This window comes from Vannielia litorea, assembly GCF_019801175.1.
Lineage (GTDB): Bacteria > Pseudomonadota > Alphaproteobacteria > Rhodobacterales > Rhodobacteraceae > Vannielia > Vannielia litorea_B.
The window spans coordinates 1,654,512-1,676,795 of the sequence record NZ_JAHVJR010000001.1 but is presented as its reverse complement, the minus strand read 5'-3'; the positions used below and the strand labels follow the sequence as shown (position 1 = coordinate 1,676,795).

General features: G+C 65.2%; 24 protein-coding genes and 2 tRNA genes. 12 read left to right on the top strand and 14 right to left on the bottom strand.

Translation table 11 applies throughout. The annotated features are described in order from the left end of the window. Positions 1-86: 86 nt before the first annotated feature. Positions 87-932 carry a translation initiation factor 3 gene (locus KUV38_RS08370; RefSeq protein WP_222469602.1) on the top strand — a complete coding sequence of 282 codons (846 nt, stop codon included), beginning with the start codon at positions 87-89 and terminating at the stop codon, positions 930-932. Positions 933-1,036: 104 nt separating this feature from the next. On the opposite strand, the gene KUV38_RS08365 is transcribed toward KUV38_RS08370, so the two are convergent. Genes KUV38_RS08365 through KUV38_RS08355 form a run of 3 tightly spaced genes read right to left on the bottom strand, consistent with a single transcriptional unit; the run spans position 1,037 to position 4,176 of the window. Continuing rightward, on the bottom strand, positions 1,037-2,893 hold the full coding sequence (locus KUV38_RS08365; RefSeq protein ID WP_222469601.1) for an ABC-F family ATP-binding cassette domain-containing protein: 1,857 nt from the start codon (positions 2,891-2,893) through the stop codon (positions 1,037-1,039). Positions 2,894-2,946: 53 nt separating this feature from the next. Further along, a complete protein-coding gene (locus KUV38_RS08360; protein ID WP_222469600.1) occupies positions 2,947-3,429 on the bottom strand; it encodes a hypothetical protein in 483 nt (160 codons plus the stop codon). Positions 3,430-3,480: 51 nt separating this feature from the next. Next, positions 3,481-4,176, bottom strand: a complete 696-nt coding sequence (locus KUV38_RS08355; RefSeq protein WP_222469599.1) for an SDR family oxidoreductase — start codon at positions 4,174-4,176, stop codon at positions 3,481-3,483. A 108-nt stretch (positions 4,177-4,284) separates the two neighbouring features. Here KUV38_RS08355 and ndk point away from each other — a divergent pair, with 108 nt between their 5' ends. Next, positions 4,285-4,707, top strand: coding sequence for a nucleoside-diphosphate kinase (ndk, locus tag KUV38_RS08350; RefSeq protein ID WP_222469598.1), 423 nt, complete (start codon positions 4,285-4,287; stop codon positions 4,705-4,707). Positions 4,708-4,781: 74 nt separating this feature from the next. Here the strand turns inward: ndk and KUV38_RS08345 are convergent, their stop codons facing one another. The 3 genes from KUV38_RS08345 to KUV38_RS08335 all read right to left on the bottom strand — a co-directional run bounded on the left by KUV38_RS08345 (position 4,782) and on the right by KUV38_RS08335 (position 5,804). After that, positions 4,782-5,180, bottom strand: coding sequence for a DUF4112 domain-containing protein (locus KUV38_RS08345; RefSeq protein WP_261385183.1), 399 nt, complete (start codon positions 5,178-5,180; stop codon positions 4,782-4,784). Positions 5,181-5,237: 57 nt separating this feature from the next. After that, on the bottom strand, positions 5,238-5,573 hold the full coding sequence (locus tag KUV38_RS08340) for a TfoX/Sxy family protein (RefSeq protein WP_222469597.1): 336 nt from the start codon (positions 5,571-5,573) through the stop codon (positions 5,238-5,240). A gap of 78 nt (positions 5,574-5,651) precedes the next feature. After that, entirely contained in the window at positions 5,652-5,804 is a 153-nt protein-coding gene (locus KUV38_RS08335; RefSeq protein ID WP_222469596.1) for a hypothetical protein, read from the bottom strand. 239 nt (positions 5,805-6,043) lie between these two features. Here KUV38_RS08335 and KUV38_RS08330 point away from each other — a divergent pair, with 239 nt between their 5' ends. The 4 genes from KUV38_RS08330 to KUV38_RS08315 all read left to right on the top strand — a co-directional run bounded on the left by KUV38_RS08330 (position 6,044) and on the right by KUV38_RS08315 (position 9,888). Further along, positions 6,044-7,696 carry a thiamine pyrophosphate-dependent enzyme gene (locus KUV38_RS08330; RefSeq protein WP_222469595.1) on the top strand — a complete coding sequence of 551 codons (1,653 nt, stop codon included), beginning with the start codon at positions 6,044-6,046 and terminating at the stop codon, positions 7,694-7,696. 39 nt (positions 7,697-7,735) lie between these two features. Next, positions 7,736-8,455 (top strand): 3-oxoacid CoA-transferase subunit A, encoded by a 720-nt coding sequence (locus KUV38_RS08325; RefSeq protein ID WP_222469594.1) that lies wholly within the window; start codon positions 7,736-7,738, stop codon positions 8,453-8,455. Beyond that, complete coding sequence (locus KUV38_RS08320) at positions 8,455-9,126, top strand: 3-oxoacid CoA-transferase subunit B (protein ID WP_222469593.1); 672 nt, start codon at positions 8,455-8,457, stop codon at positions 9,124-9,126. Before KUV38_RS08325 ends, KUV38_RS08320 begins: the two co-directional genes overlap by 1 nt. A 186-nt stretch (positions 9,127-9,312) precedes the next feature. Then, the gene (locus KUV38_RS08315; RefSeq protein WP_222469592.1) at positions 9,313-9,888 is read left to right on the top strand and encodes a transglutaminase-like cysteine peptidase; all 576 of its coding nucleotides are present in this window, start codon (positions 9,313-9,315) and stop codon (positions 9,886-9,888) included. Between the two features lie 39 nt (positions 9,889-9,927). Here the strand turns inward: KUV38_RS08315 and KUV38_RS08310 are convergent, their stop codons facing one another. The 4 genes from KUV38_RS08310 to KUV38_RS08295 all read right to left on the bottom strand — a co-directional run bounded on the left by KUV38_RS08310 (position 9,928) and on the right by KUV38_RS08295 (position 12,480). After that, positions 9,928-10,329, bottom strand: a complete 402-nt coding sequence (locus KUV38_RS08310; RefSeq protein ID WP_222469591.1) for a hypothetical protein — start codon at positions 10,327-10,329, stop codon at positions 9,928-9,930. A gap of 181 nt (positions 10,330-10,510) precedes the next feature. Further along, a complete protein-coding gene (locus KUV38_RS08305; RefSeq protein WP_222469590.1) occupies positions 10,511-11,095 on the bottom strand; it encodes a hypothetical protein in 585 nt (194 codons plus the stop codon). Positions 11,096-11,431: 336 nt separating this feature from the next. Then, positions 11,432-11,506 (bottom strand) — tRNA-Asn (locus tag KUV38_RS08300). Positions 11,507-11,574: 68 nt separating this feature from the next. Next, entirely contained in the window at positions 11,575-12,480 is a 906-nt protein-coding gene (locus KUV38_RS08295; RefSeq protein WP_222469589.1) for an MBL fold metallo-hydrolase, read from the bottom strand. Positions 12,481-12,516: 36 nt separating this feature from the next. On the opposite strand from KUV38_RS08295, the gene KUV38_RS08290 reads away from it, so the two are divergent. Then, on the top strand, positions 12,517-13,842 hold the full coding sequence (locus KUV38_RS08290) for an ATP-binding protein (RefSeq protein WP_222469588.1): 1,326 nt from the start codon (positions 12,517-12,519) through the stop codon (positions 13,840-13,842). Positions 13,843-13,873: 31 nt separating this feature from the next. On the opposite strand, the gene rnd is transcribed toward KUV38_RS08290, so the two are convergent. The 3 genes from rnd to purM all read right to left on the bottom strand — a co-directional run bounded on the left by rnd (position 13,874) and on the right by purM (position 16,775). Further along, the gene (gene rnd / locus KUV38_RS08285) at positions 13,874-15,028 is read right to left on the bottom strand and encodes a ribonuclease D (RefSeq protein WP_222469587.1); all 1,155 of its coding nucleotides are present in this window, start codon (positions 15,026-15,028) and stop codon (positions 13,874-13,876) included. 107 nt (positions 15,029-15,135) lie between these two features. Beyond that, positions 15,136-15,732: a phosphoribosylglycinamide formyltransferase gene (purN, locus tag KUV38_RS08280; RefSeq protein ID WP_222469586.1), complete on the bottom strand. Its 597-nt coding sequence runs from the start codon at positions 15,730-15,732 to the stop codon at positions 15,136-15,138. Then, positions 15,729-16,775 (bottom strand): phosphoribosylformylglycinamidine cyclo-ligase, encoded by a 1,047-nt coding sequence (purM, locus tag KUV38_RS08275; protein WP_222469585.1) that lies wholly within the window; start codon positions 16,773-16,775, stop codon positions 15,729-15,731. Before purM ends, purN begins: the two co-directional genes overlap by 4 nt. A 103-nt stretch (positions 16,776-16,878) precedes the next feature. Here purM and KUV38_RS08270 point away from each other — a divergent pair. Both KUV38_RS08270 and KUV38_RS08265 read left to right on the top strand, forming a co-directional pair. Then, positions 16,879-16,955: transfer RNA gene (locus KUV38_RS08270), tRNA-Ile, on the top strand. A gap of 45 nt (positions 16,956-17,000) precedes the next feature. Beyond that, positions 17,001-18,209, top strand: coding sequence for a methyltransferase domain-containing protein (locus KUV38_RS08265; protein ID WP_222469584.1), 1,209 nt, complete (start codon positions 17,001-17,003; stop codon positions 18,207-18,209). 30 nt (positions 18,210-18,239) lie between these two features. Here KUV38_RS08265 and KUV38_RS08260 read toward each other — a convergent pair whose 3' ends face one another. Continuing rightward, on the bottom strand, positions 18,240-18,713 hold the full coding sequence (locus tag KUV38_RS08260; protein ID WP_222469583.1) for a hypothetical protein: 474 nt from the start codon (positions 18,711-18,713) through the stop codon (positions 18,240-18,242). 124 nt (positions 18,714-18,837) lie between these two features. On the opposite strand from KUV38_RS08260, the gene KUV38_RS08255 reads away from it, so the two are divergent. The 3 genes from KUV38_RS08255 to KUV38_RS08245 all read left to right on the top strand — a co-directional run bounded on the left by KUV38_RS08255 (position 18,838) and on the right by KUV38_RS08245 (position 22,210). Beyond that, positions 18,838-19,266 (top strand): SufE family protein, encoded by a 429-nt coding sequence (locus KUV38_RS08255; protein WP_222469582.1) that lies wholly within the window; start codon positions 18,838-18,840, stop codon positions 19,264-19,266. A gap of 11 nt (positions 19,267-19,277) precedes the next feature. Beyond that, on the top strand, positions 19,278-20,264 hold the full coding sequence (gene acuI, locus KUV38_RS08250; RefSeq protein WP_222469581.1) for an oxidoreductase: 987 nt from the start codon (positions 19,278-19,280) through the stop codon (positions 20,262-20,264). A 236-nt stretch (positions 20,265-20,500) separates the two neighbouring features. Next, positions 20,501-22,210: a BCCT family transporter gene (locus KUV38_RS08245; protein WP_222469580.1), complete on the top strand. Its 1,710-nt coding sequence runs from the start codon at positions 20,501-20,503 to the stop codon at positions 22,208-22,210. The last annotated feature ends 74 nt before the right edge of the window (positions 22,211-22,284 follow it).

Below are 22,284 nucleotides of genomic sequence, written 5' to 3'. Positions count from 1 at the left end.
CGCAAACGCGCTTTTCATTCTGGCAGGGGATGTCATATGATGGGGCGGGCCTTTTGAAAGGCAAGTGTGGGACAAGGAATTACCCTATGGATAACAAGATGATCGGCGGCGTCGTTGTGGCCGCACTCGCCATCGGCGGCTACATTTACGCCACCCAGAGCGGCGATGAACCGGCGCCCGAGGCCACCGAGGCCGCGGTTGACACCACTGAAGCAACCGAAGAGGCAGTTGAGACGGCTGAAGAGACTGCCGAGTCCACCGAAGAAGCCGTTGAAGAGACCACAGAGGAAGCGGCTGCCGAGGGCGAGAGCGCCATCGAGGAGGCTGTGGAAGAGGTGGTTGAGGAAACCACCGAGGCTGCCGATGCGGTAACCGAGGCTGCCGAAGAGGCGGCTGGCGACGCGATGGAAGCGGTGGAAGGCGCTGCGGATGCAGCGGCCGAGACCGCCGAGGAAGTGGTGGACGAGACCGCGACTGCCGTGGAAGCTGCGGGCGATGCAGCCGAAGCCGCGATGGAACAGGCTGCCGATGCCGTGGACGCTGCCGAAGAGGGCGCGACCGAGGCTGCCGCCGAGGCGATGGAAGCGGCGTCTGAGTCGATGGAAGCCGCCTCTGAGGCCATGGGTGAGGCCGCCGAGGCTGTGGACGGCGCGACCGAAGCTGCTGCCGACACCACGACGGAAGCTGCCGAAGGCGCCACTGCCGCCGCCGAAGCCACGGCTGATGCTGCGGGCGAGGCTGCAGAGGGCATGGACCTGACCGCACTCACCGCCGAAGGCTTCGACCTGGAGAAGGTGACCGAGATGATCGAAGGGTCCGATCTTGGCGACTTCCAGAAGACTGCCCTTGTGAAGGCCGTCGAAGCCGCCAAGGACAACCCCGAGGCGCTGACCGGCGCGCTCGACAAGGTCAAGGAAGCGCTCGGCCTCTAAGAGGTGGGCTTCTCCAGCCTAAGAAAAATTCAAGCCCCGCGCTGCAAGGCGCGGGGCTTTTCTTTTAGTTATTGGGTTTTGAGGGGCAGAGTTGAGGCAGTGCCTCAGGCGGCGTCTTGCGCGTTTTCGAGCTTTTCGCCGACGCTCATCCAGATCGCCTCGGCGCGCTCCAGTCCTTCCATGACCTCGGCGTATTTGGCGTTCCAGGTGGCGAGCTCGCCCTTGCGGGCGTCTTCGTAAAGATCGGGGTCGGCCAGCTTGGTGGCGAGTTTGTCGCGCATTTCTTCCAGCTTGGCGACGCGGGCTTCCGCCTTTTTCAGTTCCGACCGGAGGGCTTGGATATCGGCCTGGCTCACTCGTTTGGCGTGTTTGGGCTTTTCCTTGTCTTTGCCGGGTTTCTCGGGCGTGGCGAGGAGCAGGCGGCGGTAGGCTTCGAGATCTTCGTCAAAGGGTTTGACGGTGCCACCATCGACCAGCCAGAGCCGATCGGCAACGTGGCTCAGAAGGTGCATGTCGTGGCTCACGAGCACCACGGCGCCGGTGTAGGCCGTGAGTGCCTCGACCAGAGCCTCACGGCTTTCCATGTCGAGGTGGTTGGTGGGCTCGTCGAGGATGAGCATGTGGGGGGCTTCGAGTGTGGCGATGAGCAAAGAGAGCCGCGCCTTCTGGCCACCGGAGAGCTTGCCCACGGGGGTTTCTGCCTGTGCCGCCATGACGCCAAAGCCTGCGAGCCGGGCGCGGTGCTTGCCGGGCAGCTCATCGGGTTTCATCCGGCGCAGGTGCTCGAGCGGGGTCTCTTCGGGGCGCAGCTCGTCGAGTTGGTGCTGGGCGAAGTAGCCGATGCGGAGTTTGCGGGCCGAGATCATCCGCCCCGAGAGGGCTTCGAGTTTGCCGGCGAGCAACTTGGAGAGGGTGGATTTGCCCTGACCGTTGCGGCCCAGCAGGGCGATGCGGTCATCTTGGTCGATGCGCAGGCTGAGGCGGTGCAGGACTGGCGTGCCGTCATAGCCTACGGCAGCGCCTTCCATGTTGATGATGGGGGGCGAGAGCTCTTCGGGCTCGGGGAAGGTAAAGACCTTGAGCGCGGCTTCCTGCGGCGTGCTGATGGGCTTGAGGCGGGCGAGCATCTTGAGGCGGCTTTGCGCCTGTACGGCCTTGGAGGCCTTTGCGCGGAATCGGTCAACGAAGCTTTGCAGGTGCGCGCGGCGGGCCTCTTGCTTGCGGTTTTCGGCCTCGGCCACCGCGAGGCGGGCGGCGCGGGTTTCGGCGAAGCTGTCGTAATTGCCTTGATAGAAGGTCAGCTTGCGGTCTTCGAGGTGAAGGATTCCCCCGACGGCGCGGTTCAGCAGGCCCCTGTCATGCGAAATTACAATGACGGTGTGCGGGTAGCGGGCGAGATAGCTCTCGAGCCAGAGCGCGCCTTCTAGGTCGAGATAGTTGGTCGGCTCGTCGAGCAGCAGCAGGTCGGGCTGAGAAAAGAGCACGGCGGCGAGGGCCACACGCATCCGCCAGCCGCCGGAGAAATCGGCGCAGGAGCGCTGCTGGTCTTCGTGCGAGAAGCCGAGGCCGGAGAGGATCGAGGCGGCGCGGGCTTCGGCAGACCATGCGTCGATATCAGCCAGGCGGGTTTGCACCTCAGCGATGCGATGGGGGTCGGTGGCTGTTTCGGACTCAGCCAGCAGTGCGGCGCGCTCTGTGTCGGCGGCCAGAACGGTGGTGAGCAGCGAGTCGTCGGTTGCCGGCGCTTCCTGTGCCACGCCGCCGATGCGGGCGCGGGTAGGGTAGGAGATGTCGCCACCCTCAAGCGCGAGTTCACCGCGGATCAGGCGGAAGAGTGTTGTCTTGCCCGTGCCGTTGCGCCCGACGAGGCCAACCTTGTGGCCCTCGGGGATGGTCGCGGAGGCATGCTTGAAGAGCGGGCGGCCTTCCATGGCGAAGGATATGTCGGAAATGCGCAGCATGGCGCGGGCCTAGCAGAGCCCGCGCGGCAGTTCCATAGGCATCGAAAGGCAGGTTACTCGAGCGTCACGTCGAGTGCGGCGCCGTTGTTGCCCCAGCCCCACTTGTCGCGCGAGGCGACGATCGCGGAGGTAGCAATGGCGGCAACGATGCCCACCGGCGATGCGCCTGCGACAACGGTGCCCTGAATCTGCGGCTGGATCACCGCATCACCCTCTCCAGAGGCGCTTTGGCACGAGATGCGCAGGGGCGTTGGCTTCCCTTTCAACTCGGGCAGGCGCAGGGTGACCGGGGTGGTCAGCGGCGGCATGGTAAACTCGGCGCTGTCGAGTGTGCAGCGGGCGCCGACGACCTCCTTGCGCTTGGAACCCTTGCCCACATAGCTGCGCAGGACCGGCTCGGAGAAGCCGAGGATCCGGTCATTGATGCTGGCGTGTTTGGCGCGGGCAGTGACGGGCGCTTGGGTAACGGGCGCGCCGCTCATGCAGGCAGAGAGCGTGAGCAGGGCGGCGGTGGCGGCGATCTGTGCTTTCATCATATTTCCCGGTGTTTTCAAGGCGATGCTTGATAGGGTGCCGGGCGCCATGGATCAAGGCGTGATCTCCTTACCGTCCCATGCAAAGAGCTTGCCGCTGTCGTCCGGGGTGGTGGCCGCGATGGTGCGCCAGAGGTGGGCGGCACTCTCTGACGGTGTGAAGACTTTGGGGGCATTGCCCCGGAAGGGCTGCGAGAGTGCGGTAGCAACAGTGCCGGGGTGGAGGCCGATGAGACGCGCCTGCGGGTGCGAGCGGGCGAGTTCGATGGAGAAGGTGCGGATGACCTGGTTCAGCGCTGCCTTGGACGCGCGGTAGCTGACCCAGCCGCCGAGGTTGTTGTCGGAGATCGAGCCGACGCGGGCGGAGAGCGCGGCGGCGAAGGCGGGGGCCTTGCGGGGCAGGCGCGGCAGGAAGTGTTTGAAGATCGTGGCGGGCAGAATGGCGTTGACGCGGTAAACCTCGGCCATTGCAGCAGGGTCGAGGGCTTTGAGGCTCTTCTCCGGCGCGTAGGTTTCGGTGTGCAGCGTGCCGAGGGTGATGAGAAGGCCGGAAATCTCGGGCAGATCCTCGGCCAGCTGCGCGAGGGCTGTTTCGTTACCCGGATCGAGATGATGGGCAGTCGTGCCTTCGGGCGCTGTGCCACGGGTGACGACATGCACGGGTGGGGCTTTGGGCGCGGTGAGGGCGGCCTGCGCAAGCGCGGTGCCGATGCTGCCAGCGCCGAAGATCAGGAGGGGCGGGGTGCTCATGCGGCTTAGCTAGGGCGCATTCGGGGGCTTTCAAAACCGAATGCCGCGTGTTACCGCAGCCGCGAAATTCGGACCGGGCCAGCGCCCGGCACATAAAGGAGATGCCAGATGGCCACCGAACGCACGCTTTCCATCATCAAGCCCGATGCCACCCGCCGCAACCTGACCGGCAAGATCAACGCCAAGTTCGAAGAGGCCGGTCTGCGGATCGTCGCCCAGAAGCGGATCAAGCTCTCGATGGAGCAGGCCGGCAAGTTCTACGAAGTGCACGCCGAGCGCCCGTTTTACGGTGAGCTTTGCGAGTTCATGGCCTCCGAGCCGGTGGTTGTGCAGGTGCTGGAAGGCGAGGGCGCCATCCTGAAGAACCGCGAAGTGATGGGCGCGACCAACCCCGCCGATGCGGCCCCGGGCACCATCCGCGCCGAGTTTGCCGAGTCGGTTGGCGAGAACTCCGTCCACGGTTCGGACGCCCCCGAGACCGCCGCGCAGGAGATCGCATTCTTCTTCAGCGGGCTTGAGCTGGTCGGCTAAGGCCGAAGGGATATGGCGGACGGATGTTCGCCGGCCAAGGGGCGCTCTTCGGGGCGCCCTTTTTGCTTTGAGCGTTAACCGGGAACGGTCACATCTCGAGCGAGTGTGGCCTGTTTGGCGAGGTTCTTCTCCAGCAGGCACACGTTGCGGATGTTGGCGTTGTAGGCGGCGTCGAAGATGTCGCCCAGCACCGGGATCGAGCCGATTGACCAGTCGAGCGCCATGTTGAACCCCATGTAGGCCAGGGCGCCGGGTGTGGCCCCGAGGCGGTGGGCCTTCCAGATGATATAGGCGGAGGGGGCGGCGGCGAGGGTGTCGCCGACCACGGGGATCAGGCCGAGGAGCGTGTCGAGGCCCACGTCGATCTGGGTGCCGGGCACGCGCACGAGCGCGTCCATCCGCCGGGCAAGGCGGTGAAGCGCGGCGATTTCGGCGTCGATGGCCGGGCCGGAGAGAGGCATTGGCGTGGTCATATAGAGTATATGGGGACGAGCGGGTCCAATGTGAAGGGTGTTCACATCGGAGGCATCTCAGCGCGGGCGCACGCCGATCTGGTCGAGCATACGCTCAAGTTCGGAAAGTCCGGGGTCATGCGCGTCTGCAACGATTGCATCGAAGCGGGCTCGGAGGCGCTCCTTTTCCTTGCCTTTGCAGTCGTTCCACGGGCGGCCCTGCAGGCCCATCTCGATCACGTAGTAGGCGATGAAATGGGGGCGGGCGCCGTTCTTCAGCAGGCGACGGTAGGTTTCATCGGCCCCCAGGGCCGCGAGCTCTTCGGCCGAGTGGATACCGGCACGGGCACAGGAGGCCTCCATTGCGGGGCCGAGATTGCGGATCGAGGAAACGGGGGAGGGGGAGTCGGCCATGTTGGCCGGAACTTAGCGCCGGGTTTCGGCGCGGAACAGGGGCGAGCGTCGCCCCTGCTGACAGATCGTGTCAGCGGGTCAGATGCTGGCCCAGTCGGTGATGATGTACCGCTTGTCTGTCTCGGCATCGGGGGAAATATCCCAGATGTCGGACTTGTTTTCGCGCTGGCGCTTGTCGGCGGCGCGCTCTTCGGTCTTCATCTCCGGCTTGGCGGATTTCTTCGGTGCCATTGCCCTTTTCCTTTGCTGTGTCACCACCCCAACGGGCGCTGCCCGGCGATGGTTCCTGCCTCATATGTGGGAGTTTGCCTCCTCTGTCTGGATATTGGGTGCCGCAATTGTGACCAAAATGGGGCGGGGATATTGGATTTGCCTCGAAATGAAGGGGTGTGGCAGGAAGGCCGCGACGGTCCTTGTGGGTATCGGGGAAATATGCTTAACATGTGAACAAACTGGCCAGGGAGGGCGGCATGAGCGGCAACACGGCACAGCTGACAACAGGCGAGGCGCTGGCTGCGGGACTGGCCGAGGCCGGGACCGAGGTGGTTTTCGGCATACCCGGTGCGCATATGTACGCCTTCAACGACGCCTTGGCGCGAGAGGCCGGGCGCATCCGGTTTATCCACACGCGGCATGAGCAGGGGGCGGGCTACATGGCTTATGGCTACGCCCGCTCGTCCGGCAAGCCCGGCGTGTTTACCGTGGTACCGGGGCCGGGGGTGCTGAATGCGGGGGCCGCGGTGAGCACGGCCTATGCCGGGGGGACGCCGGTGCTTTGCGTGACCGGCAACATCTTTTCAAACCTGATCGGGCAGGGCCGGGGGCAGCTGCATGAGCTGCCCGACCAGCTGGCCACGCTGGGCAGCTTCACCCGTTGGGCGGGCCGGATCGAGCATGCCAGCGAGACCGGGCGGATGCTGGGCCGGGCCTTTGCCGAGATGGCGCGGGGCCGGGGCGGGCCTGCGGCGATCGAGGCGCCATGGGATGTGATGGCCGACAAGGGGACCGTGCGCGGGGGCTTCGAGCGTGAGGAGGTGCTGGCGCCGCCTTTGGACGAGGGACAACTGGCGCAGGCCGCCGAGATGATTGCTGCCGCCGAGAGCCCGATGATCTTCGTCGGCTTCGGCGCGATGGAGGCGGGCGCAGAGGTACTCGCGCTGGCCCGCAAGCTGGGCGTACCCGTGGTTGCGCATCGCTCCGGCAAGGGGGTGATCCCGGAGGATGACCCGCTGAGTGTGAACATGGTGGCGGCATATGACCTATACCGGGAGTGTGACCTAATCGTGGGCATCGGCTCGCGGCTGGAGCTGCCGTTCATGCGGTGGCAGTGGAAGCCCGAGGGGGTGAAGTGCCTGCGGATCGACATCGACCCGACCGAGGCGGTGCGCCTGAAGCCGGATGCCTTTGTGCTTGGCGATGCGGCGGAGGCCTGCGCGGCGCTGCTGGGCCGCGTGACGCAGGGCCCGGATCGGAGCGAGGCGATTGGCGCGGCGCGGGCGGCGGCTGAGGAGAAGATTGACGAGATCCAGCCTCAGGTGGGCTTCCTCAAGGCGATCCGGGCGGCGCTGCCGCGCGACGGGTTCTTTGTGGAAGAGATCAGCCAGGTGGGGTTCACCGCGCGGTTTGCCTTTCCGGTCTATGAGCCGCGGACCTATGTGACCTCCGCCTATCAGGAGAACCTCGGGTTTGGCTACAACACCGCGCTGGGGGTGAAGGTGGCCAACCCGGACAAGGCTGTGGTGGCGGTGACGGGGGATGGCGGCTTTTTGTTTGGCGCACAGGAAATGGCGACGGCGGCGCAGCACGGGATCGGCGTGGTTGTGGTGGTCTTCGACAACGGGGCCTTTGGCAACGTGCTGCGGGATCAGGACACACAATACGAGGGCCGCAGGATCGGTGCCGAGCTGGGGAACCCGGATTTTGTGGCGATGGCGAAGAGCTTTGGGCTGCATGCCGAGCGGGCCGATACGCCTGAGGCGCTGGAGGTTGCGTTGAAGGCGGCGATCGAGCGGGATGAACCGGCGCTGATCTGCGTGAAACAGGAACGCGGCTCCGATGGTTCGCCCTGGCCGCTCTTGATGCCCGCTCCACATGGGGCGCCGCCGAAGAAGGGCTATTTCTGAGCCGACTTGCCCGCTAGGGTCCGGGCGAGGGAGGACGGCATGGACAAGTCTGTGGCAAGCCTTGAGGCGGCGGTGGCGGACATCGCCGACGGGGCGGTGGTGATGATCGCGGGCTTCGGCGGTTCAGGGATCCCGGTGGAGCTGATCCACGCGCTGGTGGCGCGGTTTCGGGCGACGGGGCATCCCGGTGGGCTGACGGTGGTGAACAACAATGCAGGCACCGGCGCGGTGGGCATTGCGGCGATGCTGGATGCGGGGATGGTGGCCAAGGTGATCTGCTCCTTTCCGCGCTCGTCGCAGCCGCAGGCGTTTCAGCGGCGTTACGAGGCGGGCGAGGTTGAGCTGGAGCTGGTGCCGCAGGGCACGTTGGCTGAGCGGATCCGGGCGGGGGGCGCGGGCATTCCGGCCTTCTACACCGCGACGGGTGTGGGCACCGAACTGGCGGAGGGCAAGCCGGTGGAGGAGTTCGACGGGAGGATGTATCTGCGTGAGCGCTGGCTGAAGGCGGATGTGGCGCTGGTGAAGGGCGAGCTGAGCGATGCCCATGGCAACCTGACCTACCGGCTGGCGGCGCGGAACTTTGCGCCGATCATGGCGATGGCGGCGGGCTGCACGATTGCGCAGGTCTCAAAGCTGGTGGCGCCGGGAGACATTGCGCCGGAGCAGGTGGTGACGCCCGGGATCTTCGTGGCGCGCCTGGTCGAGGTGCCTGAGCCCGCGCAGGAGGAGGTTCTGGTGCGGGCGGGGGAGGCATTTTGATGGAGAAGCTCAGCAGCGCGGGTATTGTCTGGCGGGCGGCGCAGGACATCGCGGACGGCGCATATGTGAACCTCGGCATCGGGTTTCCGGAGATGGTGGCACAGTTTCAGCCCCCCGGCCGCCATGTGACCTATCACAGCGAGAACGGCATCCTCGGGATGGGGCCTGCGCCGGAGGAGGGCGCGGAGGATTGGGATGTGATCAATGCCGGCAAGAAGGCGGTGACGCTGAACCCGGGTGCAAGCATCTTTCACCATGCTGACAGTTTCGCCATGGTGCGGGGCGGGCATATCGATTTGGCCGTGCTGGGCGCCTATGAAGTGGCCGAGAACGGCGACCTCGCCAACTGGCGGATCGGCAACAAGGGCACGCCCGCGGTAGGCGGCGCGATGGACATGGTGACGGGCGCGAGGCGGGTGGCGGTGGTGACCGAGCATGTGACCAAGACCGGGGCGCCGAAGCTGGTGGAACGCTGCGCCAACCCGCTGACGGGGGTGGGCTGCGTCGCGCGGGTTTATACCTCGCTGGCGGTGGTGGACGTGGTCGACGGCCGCTTCGTGCTGCGGGAGAAACTCCCAAGCGTGACGTTTGAAGCCCTTCAGGCCGTCACCGGCGCGCAACTCCATCAGGCGGGGCCGGTGGGCGCCTTAGTGGTGCCGGAGGGGCTCTGAAGCTGCGTGTGGCGCGATTGCGCCCATATTGCCGCAGTTTTTGCGGGAACCTTGCGCATTAAGCCCGGGTTAGTCATTCAAGACCAATAAAAGGGACGACTGCGTGGCCTGAGGGCTGCGCCCTCGTCTCTGACTGAGCAGAGCCGAGATGCCGAATTAACGGCACAACAGCGATTGAGGTGGCAGATGAAGTCAGGTCTTTCCTGGAGCGTGAGAGCTGCGTTCGCAGCGGCACTGGCCCTAACAGCACTTCCGGCAGCGGCGACTGTGGGCGGCAGCTTTCTGGTGGCGGCACGTGCGGCGCCAGCACCCAGCGGGGCACAGTCGCTCTGTTCGACATACAGCTGGGCCTGCGACGGCCGAGCAGGGGCGCAGCGCTCCCGTGAGATGGATCTCGTCAAGCGCGTCAACCGCTCGGTCAACGCATCGACCCGCGAAATCTCTGACCGCAGCCAATATGCGCGCGAGGAGCACTGGGCGTTGCCCACCCGGCGGGGCGGTGACTGCGAGGACTTTGCCCTCATCAAGAAGCGCGAACTCATCCGCAGCGGTGTTGCGCCCGCACGGCTTTTGATTGCGACTGCGCTCGACCGCCAGAGGCGGTCTCACGCGGTGCTGATCTACCGCAGCGCGGGCGGCGATGTTGTGCTCGACAACCAGACCGACCGCCTGCGCGGCTGGCAGCAGACCGGCTACGTGTTCCTGCGGATGCAGGACCCGGCCGATCCGCGCCGATGGGTCTCTGGCTTTACCAGCCGCTAGGCGAAGGCGCTCTCAGAGCGCCTTGTTCTTTGGTTCGACTTAAACCTGGTCGTAGTAGTCATCGTAGCACTTTTCCGGTTCCTGCTCCGGCTCTTCCTCCGGCTCCGGTTCAGAGACGGTTGTCACGGGGCCGCGGCCGCTGGGCGGGTTGGAGATGGCCGGGGCCGGGGCCGCGGTGGGCAGGTCGGTGAGCAGGACGCCCAACTTCGGGCACTGCTGCTGCACGGTCGTCAGCAGGCCGGGGAAGTTGTCCTTCCGGGTGACGCTGCGTAGGAAGCCTTGGGTCACCACCTCACAGCCGCAGAGCTCGGCGGCAGAACTCATGCCGCTGGCGGTGAAGGCAGAGCACCGCTGCTGGGCAGCTGACTGGCTCGGCGCGATGAGGCCGAGACCGAGTGCTGCAGTGAGTACAATCGAGGTACGGGTCAGATAACGTGTCATTGAAAATCCTCCTTGAGGCACGTGGAAACAAGTCAAGTAATGCCGATAGGTTATGTGCCTTGCTCGTTTTCCCGCCATGGGGGCTGTGCTGCTTTCACGGCCGGCCCCCTGAAATTCACGCGGCGTTCACCATGATGCGGTGAGGTCGCTACCGAGGCGTGCTGCCCCGGCCCGAGGGAGGTCAGTGGCCCTTACCTTTCCCTTTGCCGCCGCCCTTGCCGCCATCGGATTTGCCTTTGCTGCCGCCGCCCCAATCTCCTTTGCTGGGAGCTTCACCGGCCTTCCCGACATCCTTGTCGTTTCCGGGATTGCCTGAGCTGCCGCCAGGGTCGCCGCTGCCGTCAGTAGTATCGCCGCCGGTCCCACCGTCGCCGGTGTCACCCTCGTCAGAGCCGCCATCGGTGCCACCGGTATTTCCGGTATCGCCACCACCGTCCCCGCCAGTGCTTGCGGACCCGCCAGGCCCATCACTGCCATCGCCGCTGCCCAGATCGATCGCCGCTGTTGGCAGGTCGGTCAGCACGATGGCGAGTTTCGGACACTGCGATTCAATGGCCCCCAACAGCTCTGGGAACTGCGGGCTGCGTTGTACGTGCCGGATGAAGCTCTGGGTTACAACGGCGCACCCGCAGAGGGCATCGACCGAGGCGTAGGTCGTGGAGCCCGTGCAGCGTTTGCCTTCGGCGGCAAAACTTGCTGGAGCGGTGGCGACAGAACCGGAGAGACAGAGCAGCGCTGCCGCTACGGCATGAGGTTTGGGAAACATGGCAACTCCCCCAGTGGAAAAAAATTTTCGAAATAGGTCTAAACGTGCCTCAGAATGAGCGAATTTTTGCCATAATTCAACAATATTGAGACAATTTTCTGCCACATTCCCTGATGAGGGGGCAATGAGACGGGTGACCGGGGATTGTTTCTGTTTGGGCTGAAGTGGTCGCGACCGCCTGTATGGGCGATGGGCCTTTAGGAGGGCCATCTGTGGAGCGGCCATACAGAAGTGCGCACTCCACAAGCAGGCTTCGTTCCACGGGAACGCATGCGATGAATTCGCCGTACGTCGCACGGCTGCAGATCCTGGAGTTTCCTTAGAAACTTGGGAAATTGGCTCCGGCGGTAGGGATCGAACCTACGACCAATTGATTAACAGTCAACTGCTCTACCGCTGAGCTACGCCGGAACACTGGCCGGGCTTTTAGCAATGGGTCGGGGGGGCGTCCAGAGGGTTTTGCGGAAAAATTTCGGGCGTTACGCGAGGGCGTATGTGGCGCTGGCCGAAAGCGTGGGATTGGCGGTTGCGAGGCCCTGTTCGGTTAGGGCGATGAGCTGGGCGAGGAGGTTGCGCTCGGCGGCGGGGAGGAGGGCGGGCGGGACGTCGGTGTAGACCCGTGCGGTGAGCTCTGCCGGGGTAGCGGGGCCGGCGGCGAGGGCTTGGAGCACCTGGGATTCGCGGGCGCGGCGATGATCGGCGAGCCAGGTGAGTCGCGCGGCGGGCTCTGAGATGGTGGCGCCGTGTCCCGGGTGGTAGACGCGGGAAGGGCGCTCGGCCAGCAGGGCCAGGGAGGCCATGAAGGCTGTCACATCGCCATCGGGGGGGCTGATGAGCGAGCTTGCCCAGCCCATCACATGGTCGCCGGTAAAGACGGCCTCGCCCTCGGGGCGCTCGAGCGCGAAACTGAGATGGTTGGCGATGTGACCGGGGGTGTGAAGTGCGGTGAGCCTCCAGCCGGGCCCCTCCAGGACGTCACCATGGACGAGGCGGATGTCAGGGGCAAAATCGGCGTCGATCCCTTCTCCGCCGCCTGCGAGGCCGCTTTCGGCAAGGCTTTGCATCACCTGGCGTCGACCGTCGACGTGGGTGCCGAAGGCGTAGATGGGCGCGCCGGTTTCGGCGCTCATGTGCGCAGCGAGCGGCGAGTGGTCGAGATGCGAGTGGGTGCAGAGTATGTGGGTGATCTTCTGACCGGGCTTCAGTGCGGCGAGCAGTGCCTCGGCGTGGGGGGGCAGGTTCGGCCCGGGGTCAATCAGGGCCAGCTCGGTCTCGCCGACGAGGTAGCTGTTGGTGCCCCAATGGGTCATCGGGGAGGGGTTGGGCGCGATCACGCGGGTGATGCCCGGCTCCAGCTCCACGGGCTTGCCTGTCTCGCTTTGCATCTTTCGTTCCCTGCCTGCCGCCCGTAACCTTGTGGCATGGATTTTTCGTGGTTGAAACGCTCGATGCCAAAGGGGATCTACGGCCGGGCCGCGCTGATCCTGCTTCTACCTATCGTTGTGCTTCAGGTCGTGGTTTCTGTGGTGTTCATCCAGCGGCACTTCGAGGATGTGACGCAGCAGATGACCGACTCGCTGTTGCTGGAATTGCGGCACCTGACTGAGGAAGTCGAGGCGGCGCCAGATGCGGAGGCGGCCCTGCAATCGGTTGCGGGGCTTGCTGCAGCGCTCCGGCTCGAATTGACGCTACCTGCGGAGGAGATGCACGGGTTTCGGCGGGCGTTCTACGATGTTTCGGGCGCGACGGTGATCGCCGAGTTGCGCCGCGGGCTTGATGGCGTGGAGGCGGTGGACCTTTCGGAGAGTTCTCGTCGGGTGCTCCTGCAGGTCACCACCCGGCACGGGCCGCTTGGCATTAGCTTTGACAGGCGAAGGGTTAGCGCCTCCAACCCGCATCAGTTTTTGGTGCTGATGGGGTTCGTCGGGGTCGTGATGGCACTCGTTGCGTTCATCTATCTGCGCAACCAGCTTCGGCCGATCACGCGGCTTGCGGCGGCGGCGGAGGCGTTCGGCAGAGGACGGATCGAGCCCTACAAGCCCGCGGGCGCGGTGGAAGTGCGGTCGGCCGGCCATGCCTTTCTGGACATGCGGGCACGGATCGAGCGGCAGACAGCGCAGCGCACTATGCTGCTCAGTGGTGTGAGCCACGACCTGCGGACGCCACTGACGCGGATGAAGCTGGGCCTGTCGCTGGCCGAGGCCGATGGTGCCGACGTGGAAGACCTGGGGCGCGATGTGGCCGAGATGGAGGCCATGCTGGATGGGTTTCTTGCCTTCGTCCGCTCCGAGGCCGGGGAGGCCGCGGAGCGGGTGAATGCAGTAGAGCTTGCCGAACAGGTGGCCGAGAAGGCACGGCGTGCGGGCGGCAAGGTTGAGGTGGAGCGGCGTGGAGAGGGTGAGGAGGAGATCGCGGTGCGGGCGCTTTCGGTCGAGCGGGCGCTGACCAACCTGCTCTCAAACGCGCGGCGCTACGGGCAGACGGCGAAGCTCAGTGTCGATCTGGGCGAGCGCATGGTGCGGTTTACGGTGGAAGATGACGGACCGGGCATCCCTGAAGCGCGGCGGGAGGAGGCGGTCAAAGCCTTTACCCGGCTTGATGCGGCCCGCAATCAGGATGCAGGTGGCGGAGTCGGGCTTGGGCTTGCGATTGCGCTAGATGTGGCGCGCAGCCACGGCGGCACACTGCGCCTCGGCGACAGCGAGGCGCTGGGTGGGCTGAAGGCGGAACTGGTTCTGGCGCGGTAGGGGTGCGGCCCGCAGGGGCCACGCCCGGTGTTCAGAGCGCCACGATCTCGACGTTCTCGCCCTTGAGAGCCAGCGCGACCCGCCCCTCGCAGAGCTTCAGGGCATCTTCACCGAAGACCTCGCGCCGCCAGCCTTTCATGGCCGGGATGTCGCGCTCGCCTGCGGCGATCTCATCCAGCTCAGCGGCGGAGGCTATGAGTCGCTGGGCGACGTTGAAGCGCTCGCCTTTTGCCTTGAGCAGCACGCGGAGAAGATCGGCCAGAGCGGGGTTGACCTGCAACTTCTCGCGCCGCCTGTCGACCTTTGGGAAACTCTCGGGATCTGCTTCTAGCCCGGCCGAAACCGCTGTCAGGATGCCTTCAGCAATCTCGCCGCGGCGCGCTTCGCGCAGAAGGAGGCGAGAGCGGGACAATTCTTTTTCATTCCCGGGCTTTGTGGAGGCAAGCTCAAGCAGTGCATCATCCTTGAAGACCCGGTTGCGGGGCACGTTGCGTGCCTGCGCATAGCCCTCGCGGAAGCGCGCGAGTTCACGGACGATCGCCAGAAAGCGGCCAGAGTTCGTGCGGGTCTTAACCCGCTTCCAGGCCTCGTCTGGATGAATCACGTAGGTCTCGGGGCTGAGCAGAACGCCAAGCTCCTCCTCGACCCATGGGGCGCGCCCGGTTTTGGCCAACTCGGCTGCGAGATATTCGTAGACGACCCGCAGGTGGGTCACGTCGGCCAGAGCATATTCTTTCTGCGCATCGGTCAGCGGGCGGCGGGACCAGTCGGTGAACCGACTGGACTTGTCGACCTGCGCCTTCACGATCCGCTTTACCAACGTTTCATAGCCGACCTGCTCGCCAAAGCCGCAGACCATGGCGGCAACCTGGGTGTCGAAGAGCGGCTCGGGGATCACCCCGCCCTCGACGAAGAAGATCTCCAGATCCTGCCGCGCGGCGTGGAAGACCTTCACCACATCGGGGTTGCGGAACAGCTCGTAGAGCGGCTCGAGCGACATGTCTTCGCCAAGGATCGGGTCCACCAGCACGGCCTCGCCGTCGCCGGGGAGGGCAAGCTGCACGAGGCAGAGTTTGGAGTAGTAGGTACGTTCCCGCAGGAACTCGGTGTCGACGGTGATGTAGGGGGCCGTGGCCGCTGTCTGGCAGTAGGCCTCCAGCTCCTCGGTGGTCGTCAAAGTGCGCATAGATTGCGGGGCTCTCTTGTTGCAGGCGCGTCTCGCGCCACTGTTCTTTCCGCTCCACGTTTTCTAGGCGCAAGCGCTGGGAAAGGAAACCCTGCCTTGACGTCGATTCACGACAGCCAGATCGGCTCGCGCTCGCCAGCGGCGAACCGGCGAAGGCAGGCCGGGTAGAGCCGGTGCTCCTGTGCGAGCACCCTTGCGGCGAGCGCATCAGGCGTGTCGCCACTCAAGATAGGCACGCGGGCCTGGCCGAGAATCGGTCCTTTATCCAACGCAGGCGTGACCTCGTGCACAGTGCAGCCAGCCTCGTCGTCGCCGGCCTCGAGGGCGCGAGCGTGGGTATGCAGGCCACGGTACTTTGGCAGCAGTGAGGGGTGGATGTTGAGCATGCGCCCCTCCCAGTGGCGGACGAAGCCCTCGGTCAGCACCCGCATGAAGCCCGCGAGGCAGATTAGTTCTGCCCCGGCGGCCTCTAGGCGTTTGGTGAGTTCGGCCTCGAAGGCCGGGCGATCCTTGCCGAAGGGGCGGTGATTGACCGCGTCAGTTGCCACGCCGAGGGCCTGTGCCTTGGCCAGCCCGCCTGCGCCTGGATCGTTCGACATGACAAGTACGGGCCGGGCGGGGTGGCCCGGTTCGGCCATGCTCTCGACGAGCTTCGCCATGTTCGAGCCGCCGCCCGAGAGCAGAATCGCGCAGGCTTTGGTCAAAGCAGCTTGCCTGTGTAAGACACGCCTTCGCCTGCCACCACGCGGCCCAGCACGCTGACCCGCTCGCCGGTGTCTTCCAACAGCGATGTGAGCGCCTCTGCCTGATCGGCGGCGACGACGAGCACCATTCCGATGCCTGCGTTGAAGGTCTTCAGCAGTTCAGCTTCTTCCAGCCCGCCTGTTTCAGCCAGCCAGCGGAAGACCGGGGGCAGATTCCATGCGCCAAGGTCCACCTCGGCGCCGAGGCCTTCGGGGAAGACGCGGGGCAGGTTCTCGGTCAGCCCGCCGCCGGTAATGTGGGCCAGCCCATGGACACCGCCTGCGCGGATCGCGGCGAGCACCTGACGGACGTAGATGCGGGTGGGGGTAAGCAGGGCCTCGCCAAGCGTGCCATCGCTGAAGGGCGAAGGGGCCCCCCAGCCCAACCCGGCCATCTCGACCACGCGACGCACGAGGCTGTAGCCGTTGGAGTGGACTCCGTCAGAGGTCAGCCCGAGCAGCACGTCCCCTTCGGATACGCCATCGGGCAGAGCGGCGCCGCGTTCCATCGCGCCCACGGCGAACCCGGCAAGGTCGAAATCCTTGCCCTCGTACATGCCGGGCATTTCAGCCGTCTCGCCGCCGATGAGTGCCGCACCAGCCGCCTTGCAGCCTGCGGCGATGCCCTCGACGATGGCCGCGCCTGCGGTGACATCGAGTTTGCCGGTGGCAAAGTAGTCAAGGAAGAAGAGCGGCTCGGCGCCTTGGCAGACGAGGTCATTCACGCACATGGCGACAAGGTCGATACCCACGCCGTTCACCACGCCGGTATCAATCGCGATCCGCAGCTTGGTGCCCACGCCATCGGTGGCGGCGACCAGAACCGGGTCGTTGAAGCCAGCGGCCTTGAGGTCGAAAAGCCCGCCAAAGCCGCCGATGGAGCCCATCACGCCTGCCCGGTCGGTCGATTTCACCGCGGGCTTGATTGCCTCCACGAGCGCATTGCCCGCGTCGATGTCCACGCCCGCCTGTGCATAGGTCAAACCATTCTTGCCGTCGCTCATTCGCGCTCTCCTCGGTGCCGTCGCCCGCGCTTTAAGCCAAGCAGACCGCAATTGCCAGACGCGCTTGACCATGCCGGGCCGCGCGCCTAATCAGTCCCTCGGCGGGCCTGTAGCTCAATTGGTTAGAGCAGAGCGCTCATAACGCTTTGGTTGCGGGTTCAAGTCCTGCCGGGCCTACCACATGTTTCTCCTCGCCGTCCTCTCTGATCCGCGTTAGCGTGCCGCATGGTCGACGATCTCACCCCCGCCCGCATCCCTTTGGCAGAGGCCGTGCAGGCCGCCCGCGCGGGGGATGAGGCAGGCTTGAAGGGCCATGCTTTGAAGGCCCTCGCGATCAAGGAAATCTCGGCGCCAGAGCTCAGCAAAGCTGTTGGGCTTTTGCTGGAGGCGGGGCAGTCGCAGGCGGCGTTACGGGCGGTCAAAAAGCACTGTGAGGGCAAGGCACCCTTGGCGGCGGGCTTCGCCAGCCTCGGCGCCTTGCATTTCGAGGCGGGCAAGGCTGGCCCGGCGGTGCGGGCGCTCCAACGAGCCTTGAAGATGCAGCCCGACGACCGGCAGAGTGCCTTTTTGCTCGCAGACCTGATGCTCCAGAAGGGGGATGAGGCGGAAGCCGAGGCGGTGTGGAGCCGGGTTTTTGCGGCGCGCCCGGCAGATGCCGATATTCGCCTGAGGGCGGCGACGCAGATGGCGCATTTCGGGGCGGCAGCGGCGGCGCGGCGCGCTGTGGAGCAGGCCGAGCCTCTGCATGGTGACCCGGCCGAGTTTGCCTTCATGGCCGCCGCGATCACCGGGGACGATCCGCCGGAGCTGCCGGATGCGGGCTACATCGCCCGGTTCTTTGACCGCACAGCGGCGCATTTCGACCAGAGTTTGGCGGGAGTGCAGTATCGCGGGCCGGAGGTGCTGGCTGGTGCGCTGGAGGCGGTTGGGATCGCGCCCGGCGCGGGCCTGACGGTTCTTGACGCAGGCTGCGGGTCAGGACTCTCAGCCCCGATCCTTGCGCCAGTGGCCGCTCGACTCGACGGGCTGGATATCAGCCCGGGCATTCTGGAAGAAGCCGCAAAGACAGGCGTTTATGCTGAGCTCTTCACATGCGACCTTGCCCGCGAAAGCCTACCAGAGCTAGGCCTCTACGACCTGATCGTGGTGATGGATGTGTTCATTTACACCGGCGATATAGCTCTGCCGCTCGCCAGGCTCGCCAAGGGCCTGAAACCGGGAGGCCGGTTGATTTTCACATGTGAGGCGGCAGTGGACAAGCCGGGTGGCTGGCAGCTCACGCCGAGCGGGCGCTATCGGCATGGCGAGAAGTTCATCTGCGAGGCGCTGGAGCGCAACGGGTTCAACCCGCCAGACCTGATGGTCACGGAGGTGCTGCGAAACGAGTTTCGTCGGCCGGTTGAAGGATTCGCGGTGGCTGCGACTCTCGCCTGAAAAGCGCGGAATGTGCCTCCCACTGTCAGCTCAGCGGCTGGCGCTCCGCTGGTTGACCTGACCGCGCACGATGATGCGGCTGATGGAGGCCAGCTCAATGTTGGACAGGTGGATACCCACGGTGACTTCACGCGAGCGGGGCGGCCCCTCGATCTGAAACTCGAGCGGGCGCTCGATGCGGAAGTCGTAAACCATCACGCCGTTCCGGGGCAGGCCGTCAGGGGTGGCGGGCACAAGTTCGGCGTCCCAGTAGCCCTGCGACGGCGGAAGGCCGACCGCGGTGATGATCGCGCCGCCCGGCGTGCGCTCTACGCTAAGGCGGGTGACCTGACCGACAAGCTGGCGGCTGTCGCGCACGGTGACGGTTTCAACCGCCGGGGCGGTACGGGCCTCGGAGCGTGAGCCGCCAAACCAGTTGAACGGGTTGATCCGGCTTTCCGCAAGGCGGGAACAGCCTGTCAGCGCTGTCACCAGCACCATGGTGGCCAGAAGCGGTTTGATCATGCTCGTCCCTCGGCTTTTCTTTCATTGAGGGTTAGCGCAAAGGCGGGGCGTTGAAAAGCCCGGTGGAGGGCTGGACCTCGGGCGACTGAGGCCCTAGCTCTGGCCTTCGAAAGGAGCCCGCACCATGGCGAGAGACGCGTTTGAGGAGATCGTCGAGACCTTCGAGTTTCTGGACGACTGGGAAGACCGGTATCGGCACGTCATCGAGTTGGGCAAGGGAATGGAGCCTTTGCCGGAGGCGCAGAAGGTGCCGGCGACCAAGGTGGAGGGCTGCGCAAGCCAGGTCTGGCTGGTGCCGGAGGTCGAGGGTGCAGGGCCGGGGGCGGTGCTGAGTTTTACTGGCGAGAGCGACGCGATGATCGTGAATGGGCTGATCGCAGTTCTGAAGGCGCTTTACTCGGGGGCGTCGGTTGCCGAGGTGCAGGCCGTGGATGCCCCGGCAGAACTGAAGCGGCTGGGGCTGGATGAGCATTTGAGTTCGCAACGGTCGAACGGGTTGAGGGCCATGGTGGCGCGAGTGCGCGCGGTGGCGGAGAAAGCGGCAGCAGCCTGAGGGAGAGAAACATGCGTGCATTGATCGTTGAGAAGGATGACGAGGGTAAGACCTCGGCCAGTGTTCAGGAGATCGAGGAGAGCCGGTTGCCCGAGGGCGAGGTGACGGTCGCGGTCGAATATTCGACGGTGAACTACAAGGACGGGCTCTGCATTGGCCCGGGCGGCGGGCTGGTGCGCAACTACCCCCATGTCCCCGGAATCGATTTTGCCGGCACCGTCGAGGCCAGCGATGACCCGCGTTACAGGGCGGGCGACAAGGTTGTGCTCACGGGCTGGCGTGTGGGTGAGGCGCATTGGGGCGGCTATGCCGAGAAGGCGCGGGTGAAGGCTGACTGGCTGGTGCCACTGCCCGATGGACTCAGCACGCGGGCGGCGATGGCTGTTGGCACCGCCGGGTTTACCGCGATGCTGGCTGTGATGGCGCTGGAGAAGCACGGGTTGAAGCCGGGGCAGGGGCCTGTGCTGGTCACCGGCGCTTCGGGCGGGGTGGGCTCGGTTGCCACTGCGATTCTGGCGAAGCTTGGCTACGAGGTGGCGGGCGTCACCGGGCGGCCCGAGTCGGCAGATTACCTGCGCGATCTCGGTGCCACCCAGATCGTTGCGCGGGATGAGATTGCCGAGACCGTGAAGCGCCCGCTCGAAAGCGAGACATGGGCGGGCTGTGTGGATGCCGTGGGTGGCGCGATGCTGGCCCGTGTTTTGGGCCAGATGAAATATGGCGCATCCGTTGCGGCTGTGGGCCTTGCAGGCGGTGCGGGCCTTCCGGCAACTGTCGTGCCGTTCCTGTTGCGCGGAGTTAATCTGCTGGGCATCGACTCGGTCATGCAGCCCTATGAGAGCCGCCTTGAAGCGTGGAAGCGGGTCGCCACGGATCTGCCGATGGAAAAGCTCGAAGCGATGATCAAGCCCGCAACGCTGGCCGATTTGCCCGGGCTGGGCGCCGATATCCTAAAGGGGCAAGTCCGCGGCCGGGTGGTGGTTGACGTCAACGCCTGAGGCAAGCTGCGGCCACGCGCTGGCCGCCATATGTCGGAATCCGTGAAAGAAATGCCGGGGGCGGGTGTCGTCTCCGGCATTCTCACGTTACACTTGTCTCACATCTGCTCAATTTTCGGGCGGCACAGAGTGGCCGAACCCGGGTAGCCAGCCCGACGGCGGTTCCCGGGGCCAGTCTCTCGCATGCGCCGCGCTTTGGAGAAGCAGAGACAAAGGAAACAGCGTGGGGACATACCATGAGTGACACAACCACTGACGATCAGGGCATACCGGCGCCGGAAGGCACCGCGGCCGTGATCGAGACCGATCACGAGATCGGCGAGAATAATATCGAGGGGAAGTTCGGCCCCTACGGATTTGACATTCACAACCCGGTCTTCTGGATCTCGGCGGTGATCATCGTGGCCTTCGTGGCCTTTGCGCTCCTTGCGCCCGGCACCGCCTCGGCCATCTTTAACGGGGTAAATGCGGCAGAGGTCGAGGGCTGCGAGGCCGGCGCCTTTTGTGACCTCGGGCTGCGCGCCTGGATGACCTCGACCTTCGACTGGTTCTTCCTCTGGGGCGCCAACATCTTCGTCATCGTCTGCCTCGTGCTCATCGTCAGCCCCTGGGGCTCGGTGCGGCTAGGCGGCTCGGAAGCCACGCCCGATTACAGCTACGCCGGCTGGTTCGCGATGCTCTTCGCCGCTGGCATGGGCATTGGCCTGATGTTCTTTGGCGTGCTTGAGCCTGCCTATTACTTTGGCACCCCTTGGGGCGACGCGCCGCTCGGCGCCGCGCGGCCTTTTGATGCCGATGGCAACCTGATCATGGAGAACGTGGATGAGGCGCGGCGCATGGCGCTGGCGGCGACTTCCTTCCACTGGGCGCTGCACCCTTGGGCGATCTACGCGATTGTGGCTCTGGCGCTCGCGCTCTTCAGCTACAACAAGGGCCTGCCGCTCTCGATCCGCTCAGCCTTCTACCCGATCCTCGGTGAGCGGGTTTGGGGCTTCTGGGGCCACCTGATCGACATCACGGCGGTCTTTGCCACGCTCTTCGGCCTTGCCACGTCGCTGGGTCTTGGGGCGCAGCAGGCGAATGCGGGCCTGAATTTCGTGTACGGCGTTCCGGCCAACACGACGGTGCAGATCATCCTGATCTGTGCGATCACCGCCATCGCGCTCGTCTCCGTGCTGCGTGGCCTCGAGGGCGGCGTGAAGCTGCTCTCGGAGGTCAACATGGTGATCGCCGTGCTGCTGCTGGCCTTCGTGTTCTTTGCCGCGGGCGCTGTGGCGATCCTTAGCGACTTCGTCGCGACGCTTGGGGCGTACCTGCAGGAGGTGATCCCGCTCTCCAACCCGCACGGCCGCGAAGATCTTGGCTACATGCAGGGCTGGACGGCCTTCTACTGGGCCTGGTGGATCAGCTGGTCACCGTTCGTGGGCATGTTCATCGCCCGCGTGTCGCGGGGCCGTTCGGTGCGCGAATTCATCATCTGCGTGCTCATCATCCCGAGCCTCGTCTGCGTGTTCTGGATGGCGGTGTTCGGCGGTGCGGCGATCAACGATATGGTTGCAAACCCGGAGACGAGCCTCGTGAAGGCGCAGGTGATCGACGCCTACAAGCCCGAGCTTTCGCTCTTTGCCATGCTTCAGGGCCTGCCCTGGACCTCGGTGACGTCGACCATCGGCATCGTGCTGGTCATCGTGTTCTTCGTGACCAGCTCCGACTCCGGCTCTCTGGTGATCGACACGATCACTGCGGGCGGCAAGGTCGATGCGCCGGTGCCCCAGCGGGTGTTCTGGTGCACCTTCGAAGGGTTGGTGGCCATTGCGCTGCTGCTCGGCGGTGGGCTGGGGGCCTTGCAGGCCATGGTGATCTCGACGGGCTTGCCCTTCACCATCGTGCTGCTCCTGATGTGCTTTGCCATTTTCAAAGGGCTGATGGCTGAAAAGCGGGCCTGACACCCGCGATTGAGCAAGAATTTGCCCGCCCGGAGCGATCCGGGCGGGTTTCTTTTTTGGCACCTTTGTGCAGG

Excerpts from the sequence above, each read along its gene's own strand:
- KUV38_RS08265 (WP_222469584.1), top strand. The coding sequence starts at position 17,001 with ATGGTCGACGATCTCACCCCCGCCCGCATCCCTTTGGCAGAGGCCGTG.
- KUV38_RS08255 (WP_222469582.1), top strand. The coding sequence starts at position 18,838 with ATGGCGAGAGACGCGTTTGAGGAGATCGTCGAGACCTTCGAGTTTCTG.
- KUV38_RS08330 (WP_222469595.1), top strand. The coding sequence starts at position 6,044 with ATGAGCGGCAACACGGCACAGCTGACAACAGGCGAGGCGCTGGCTGCG.
- KUV38_RS08360 (WP_222469600.1), bottom strand. The coding sequence starts at position 3,429 with ATGATGAAAGCACAGATCGCCGCCACCGCCGCCCTGCTCACGCTCTCT.
- ndk (WP_222469598.1), top strand. The coding sequence starts at position 4,285 with ATGGCCACCGAACGCACGCTTTCCATCATCAAGCCCGATGCCACCCGC.
- purM (WP_222469585.1), bottom strand. The coding sequence starts at position 16,775 with ATGAGCGACGGCAAGAATGGTTTGACCTATGCACAGGCGGGCGTGGAC.
- KUV38_RS08345 (WP_261385183.1), bottom strand. The coding sequence starts at position 5,180 with ATGACCACGCCAATGCCTCTCTCCGGCCCGGCCATCGACGCCGAAATC.
- KUV38_RS08365 (WP_222469601.1), bottom strand. The coding sequence starts at position 2,893 with ATGCTGCGCATTTCCGACATATCCTTCGCCATGGAAGGCCGCCCGCTC.
- KUV38_RS08260 (WP_222469583.1), bottom strand. The coding sequence starts at position 18,713 with ATGATCAAACCGCTTCTGGCCACCATGGTGCTGGTGACAGCGCTGACA.
- KUV38_RS08320 (WP_222469593.1), top strand. The coding sequence starts at position 8,455 with ATGGAGAAGCTCAGCAGCGCGGGTATTGTCTGGCGGGCGGCGCAGGAC.
- rnd (WP_222469587.1), bottom strand. The coding sequence starts at position 15,028 with ATGCGCACTTTGACGACCACCGAGGAGCTGGAGGCCTACTGCCAGACA.
- KUV38_RS08310 (WP_222469591.1), bottom strand. The coding sequence starts at position 10,329 with ATGACACGTTATCTGACCCGTACCTCGATTGTACTCACTGCAGCACTC.
- acuI (WP_222469581.1), top strand. The coding sequence starts at position 19,278 with ATGCGTGCATTGATCGTTGAGAAGGATGACGAGGGTAAGACCTCGGCC.
- KUV38_RS08290 (WP_222469588.1), top strand. The coding sequence starts at position 12,517 with ATGGATTTTTCGTGGTTGAAACGCTCGATGCCAAAGGGGATCTACGGC.
- KUV38_RS08370 (WP_222469602.1), top strand. The coding sequence starts at position 87 with ATGGATAACAAGATGATCGGCGGCGTCGTTGTGGCCGCACTCGCCATC.
- KUV38_RS08245 (WP_222469580.1), top strand. The coding sequence starts at position 20,501 with ATGAGTGACACAACCACTGACGATCAGGGCATACCGGCGCCGGAAGGC.
- KUV38_RS08325 (WP_222469594.1), top strand. The coding sequence starts at position 7,736 with ATGGACAAGTCTGTGGCAAGCCTTGAGGCGGCGGTGGCGGACATCGCC.
- KUV38_RS08295 (WP_222469589.1), bottom strand. The coding sequence starts at position 12,480 with ATGCAAAGCGAGACAGGCAAGCCCGTGGAGCTGGAGCCGGGCATCACC.
- KUV38_RS08305 (WP_222469590.1), bottom strand. The coding sequence starts at position 11,095 with ATGTTTCCCAAACCTCATGCCGTAGCGGCAGCGCTGCTCTGTCTCTCC.
- KUV38_RS08355 (WP_222469599.1), bottom strand. The coding sequence starts at position 4,176 with ATGAGCACCCCGCCCCTCCTGATCTTCGGCGCTGGCAGCATCGGCACC.
- KUV38_RS08340 (WP_222469597.1), bottom strand. The coding sequence starts at position 5,573 with ATGGCCGACTCCCCCTCCCCCGTTTCCTCGATCCGCAATCTCGGCCCC.
- KUV38_RS08315 (WP_222469592.1), top strand. The coding sequence starts at position 9,313 with ATGAAGTCAGGTCTTTCCTGGAGCGTGAGAGCTGCGTTCGCAGCGGCA.
- KUV38_RS08335 (WP_222469596.1), bottom strand. The coding sequence starts at position 5,804 with ATGGCACCGAAGAAATCCGCCAAGCCGGAGATGAAGACCGAAGAGCGC.